This is a genomic window from Verrucomicrobiota bacterium JB022 (assembly GCA_030673845.1).
In the GTDB taxonomy this organism is placed as follows: Bacteria; Verrucomicrobiota; Verrucomicrobiia; order Opitutales; family Oceanipulchritudinaceae; genus WOUP01.
Genome location: JAUTCQ010000014.1, coordinates 1 through 2,924, shown reverse-complemented (window position 1 = coordinate 2,924; position 2,924 = coordinate 1). Strand labels below are relative to the sequence as shown.

The window sequence follows — 2,924 nt, the reverse complement described above, 5'->3', positions numbered from 1 at the left end:
CACGACGGTGGAGCAAGGCTACGTAGTCTTCGGGCCGATCTCGCCGGACGCCGGGCTGGATTACCAACTCGTCTCCAGCGACGCGTGGGGCGACTTCGTGTTGCTCGACAGCAGCACGATGGAGCGCGAATGGCGCAATGTGGGTGGTCGAACCCAGCTCTTTGCCAAGGTGCCGTTCAGCGCGCTTCCGCAATCGACCGGTTCCGCCAGTCGCGTCTGGCTCACGGTGTCGCCAGCGGAGCAGTAAGAGGCCCGGTTGCACTTTCGTTTCCCCCCAAGGAGAGGCCGCCACGCCTCTCCTTTTTTGTGGACAGTGGGGCCGCCTTTACCTCCTAACCGGCAGGAAACCTGCTCGTTATGGGGAAGATGGACAGCTTTTTCTTCAACGGGTGGTCGCCGGTCCTGCGGACGCTCATCATAGGCGTGATGGCGTATGGGTGCCTGCTCCTGTTTCTGCGCATCTCGGGCCGGCGGACCCTTTCCAAGATGAACGCCTTCGACTTCATCATCACCGTCGCGCTTGGTTCGACGCTTGCCAGTATCCTGCTGAGTAAAGACGTGGCGCTGGCGCAGGGTGCGGCCGCCCTCGCCCTGCTGGTCGGGCTTCAGTTCCTCATCACGTGGTCAAGCGTCCGCATCTCTTGGGTGAAAAAGGTCGTAACCGGCGAGCCCCGGCTGTTGCTGCGCGACGGCGAGATGTTGCCCCAAGCGATGAAAAGCGCCCGCGTGACGCCCGACGAGATCGAAGCCGCCTGTCGCTCCAGCGGCCTTGCCGATCCCGCCCGGGCGCGCCTGGTCATTCTCGAAACCGACGGCTCCTTCAGCGTGGTGCCAGCGTAGCTACAAGCAGACACGGCGCGACCCATAACTTACGGCAAATTAAGGTTGCGACCCTATGCATGGATCGTTCTGCTCAAGCTAACCGTATTTTTCTTATCCACGCTGTCATGACATCTTCCGGCACCTTCCATCGCTTGGCTCTCTCGGCCTTCGCCCTGTTCACCTCCGCCGCACCGCTGGCAGCTTATGATGCGCTCGTGACGGGAGGCGATACCCATTACAAAATACCGGAAGAGCTGCGTAGACCATACTTCGACGATGTAATTGGGGAGTATGATAGCGGACTGTTTTTGCGCGCGAATGGACAGCTGATTCCTTGGGGCGGAACCGCCTACGTTGCCTTCACTGGAATGCAACCGGTGGAAGACGTGGTCGCATTTCGAGACAGTTTTGCGCTATTGAAGAACGGCGATCTGGTAGAAATTGGGCGAGCCTATGAGTCTTTCCCCCTCCGGCCGGTTATCACAGGACGGAAAGTCGTCACTTTCCAGTGTGCCCCGTTTGGGGGGGGCATAGCGTTAGCAGAAGACGGCAGTTTGATCGCATTCGCTCAATCGGATATCCCAAGCCAAGCGAAATTCCCCTCATCTCTGGAAGCGGTGGAGACTTTCGCGATGACTGCAGACCTAGAAGTGATTGCAGTCCAACGCAATAGCGAAGCCATATCCTTCAGTGCTCAAAGCGGCGATCTACTTTACCTTCCAGAAGATCTCGATAACCTTCAAGCTGTGGCCGCAGGCACAGCCCACTTTCTGGCCCTTCGAATGGACGGCACGGTCGTAGCGTGGACCCCAGATGGTACCCGCCCTTCTGCGACTCTTGTACCCAACGGACTGAAGGATGTAGTCGCGATCAGCGCCTACGACAACCGCTCTTATGCTTTAAAGCGTGATGGATCATTAGTGGTCTGGGGCTCAGATCTGGATGAATCTGTTCTCAACACGCTGACAAATGTCGCATCCCTCGAGGAAAACGGGGTAGCCCTACTGCCAGACGGGCGCCGATTTTCTGAGGCCAGCGGTGAAATTACGGGGCCGTTTTATTTGGCAAATGTACTCGATGTCCGAGAGAGCGTGGATGGGGCAACGCTTGCGCTACGAAACGACGGAACAATCGTAACGTGGGGTGACAATTCGCATGGAGAAGCCGAAGTCCCCGGCAATCTCCCGAAGATTATGCAAGTAGCACCCGCGCGCAACCACTCTGTAGTCCTCGATGAAAGTGGTGCCGTCCACGGCTGGGGCGACAATTCTCATGGGCAACTGGATTTCCCGTCCGATCGTGGTGAGGCCGTCTATATCAGCGCCAGTGGCGACCTCACACTTATCACTTACACCGATGGCACCGTGGTTCAACTTGGAGCCTACGCGGAAGGAATCCATCCTGTCCCAAGTGACCTCAAACCGGCCGTCAAAGCCGATACTGACGGCACCTACTGCCTCGCTTTACATCAGGATGGCACTTTAACCGCATGGGGGACTTCTCGTCGTCAACCGCCCGCCGATTTGACTGAAGTGCAGTATTCTGGGCTTATGGGAGGACAGGGCTGGGGCATGAATTCGCAAGGAAAACTTTATGGCTGGGTAGTCGAGGACGATCCGAATGAGTTCGAATTCGATTTCTCGATTGAAATCGAGCTTGAAGGAATTGGCGAAATTGCGGTGGGAGGTGAATGGCATACGCCTGCGATTGTCATCATCGATCAGGACGGCAATGCTACCGAAGCTTACATCCAAGACTACTACGGCTTCGTCCCTACCTATCAACTCCCTCCTATTCACCACGCCAGCCTCTCCTACGAGACCGCCTATCTCTTCTTTGATGCTGACAGTGACTCGGACTCTCTCCGAGACAACTGGGAAATGGCTTACTTCGGCGATCTCTCCCAAACCGCCGAAACTGACTTCGACGGCGACGGGCACAGTAACCGTTTCGAGCAGCTACTGGGGCTCGACCCGACGGAAGCCGACAGCCGCCTGCGCACGACGGTGGAGCAAGGCTACGTAGTCTTCGGGCCGATCTCGCCGGACGCCGGGCTGGATTACCAACTCGTCTCCAGCGACGCGTGGGGCGACTTCGTGTTG

At 57.5% G+C, this 2,924-nt stretch carries 3 protein-coding genes; all 3 read left to right on the top strand.

What is annotated here, in order from left to right:
* The coding region (locus tag Q7P63_10505; protein ID MDP0500519.1) for a hypothetical protein at positions 1-247 on the top strand (247 nt) is incomplete at its 5' end.
* Positions 248-366: 119 nt separating this feature from the next.
* Positions 367-840, top strand: coding sequence for a DUF421 domain-containing protein (locus tag Q7P63_10500; GenBank protein MDP0500518.1), 474 nt, complete (start codon positions 367-369; stop codon positions 838-840).
* A 59-nt stretch (positions 841-899) separates the two neighbouring features.
* Positions 900-2,924 (top strand): hypothetical protein (locus Q7P63_10495; protein ID MDP0500517.1); only part of this gene is annotated, 2,025 nt, incomplete at its 3' end.